Genomic DNA, 1568 nt, shown 5'->3' with positions numbered 1-1568 from the left:
GCTCGTTGTGACTGCAGCTTCGAGCTCCTCGAGGCGTTCCTCGTGGTCGTCGAGCCGGGCCTCCTGTTCGAGATCGATGCTGAGTAGCGCCGGCAGCAGCGGATTCTGATGGTTCAACAGCCCGCTCGCGTCGGCGTGGTCGCGGGCGTACTCGAACAGCCGGTCGAAGCGCGGCTGGTCGCGACGCCGCAGTGCCCGGCGGAACTCCGCCCAGCGCTCTTCGATGCCCCGGAGCGCATCCCGGTACGTCGGGTTTGTGCGCCCCATCGCTATCGTCCTCCTGTCTCGGTCGCCGTCCACGCATCGAGCAAGGGATCTGCGGTGGCCGCCAACGTTTCACCGTCAGCGTTGACGCCCGTCCCGACGCCCTCCGGGGTCGGCGTCGACGGCGCCGGCGTCGTCGGTTCCACGCCGACCTGCGTGGCGCGTGCCGCGAGCAGCTGTCGCCAGTACGCGAACGTCGTCTGGTAGTACGCGCCGTCGTCGACGGGATAGACGAGCGTCTCGAAGTCCTCGCCGACGACCCGTGGCCCCATCCGGGTTTGCTCACACTCCAAGTGGTGGTCGGCGACCGTCGCGACCGACTCGGTGAATTCGTTTCGTTCGTTTCTCGTAACGAGCACCGGGATGTCGTACCCTTCGGCGTAGGTCGCTAACTGGGCGAGAGTTCGAGCCTGAAGGGTTTCCGCGTGGGTTTCGCCGAGGGTATCGTCGGCGCGGTACTGGGCGTCGACGGCCGGCGCGACGATGAGGGCGGGTGTGTGGGGTGACGTGTCCTCGTCACGATCTGACGCCCCTCGACTGGCCGCCCGGGCGTCGGTGGTAGACATCTGGATCGACTTGTTCACCGCTGACGGGAGATCACAGATGGCGCCGTAGTGCTGGTAGGCGGTAAATCCGCGGGCGACGTGAATTCGGTTGAGCAACCGTTGACTGGGGGCTATCTGCGTCAGCGTGGTCGTCGTCGCGTGTCCGTTTGCGTCGACCCAAAAGGCGGGTCCGTCGTTGAGGAGGAGGTGGTCGAGCACGAGCGACTGCAGGATCGGGACGCCGCGGCCCCCCTCCACGTCGAGCAGCGTGATGCCGTCGCCGAGTGACGGCAACAACATCTCGTCCGCAGCCGGATCGGCCTGGTCAGCGAGGGACCGATTACGGTCAGCTCCCCGTGTCGGCTGGTCCACCGCCAATCGATTCGACGTTGAGTGTTCTCCCATGCTCGACTAGAGGTCCACATTCCCGATAAGCCGCGGCGTGTCGCTTCCGCGTTTCAGGGAATCGATCAAAATACAACGAGTGGCGTCGCTGTTTGCGTGTTTTCGTGTTAGGATGAACACTTCCGAGAACAATTCCGATATGAGGTGCCTCCTTTGTTAACCAACAATTGGAGGCATACGCCCTCTGTCTGTTGGTTAATACGTAAGGAACTCAGTAGGCCGGTGTCTCAGTTTGGTTTCTGTGAATATTCTAAGGTCACTGCGACGTGCAATTCTCTCTTTACTTCACGTATTTGTCTATCAGGTAGTCGGTAATTTGCTCTTCGCGAGCCTGGACAAACGCCTGTGCGTTCT

2 protein-coding genes are annotated in these 1568 nt (G+C 62.4%); both read right to left on the bottom strand.

Annotation, left to right across the window (positions count from 1 at the left end; translation table 11 throughout):
* Positions 1–267: hypothetical protein (locus AN233_RS03220; RefSeq protein WP_058365415.1), on the bottom strand; the 267-nt coding region annotated here is incomplete at its 3' end.
* Between the two features lie 2 nt (positions 268–269).
* Positions 270–1109: a hypothetical protein gene (locus tag AN233_RS03215; RefSeq protein WP_058365414.1), complete on the bottom strand. Its 840-nt coding sequence runs from the start codon at positions 1107–1109 to the stop codon at positions 270–272.
* Between the last annotated feature and the right edge of the window lie 459 nt (positions 1110–1568).

The sequence above is a fragment of the Haloparvum sedimenti genome (assembly GCF_001462205.1).
Classification (GTDB): Archaea; Halobacteriota; Halobacteria; order Halobacteriales; family Haloferacaceae; genus Haloparvum; species Haloparvum sedimenti.
This window is presented reverse-complemented; position numbering and strand designations above follow the sequence as displayed.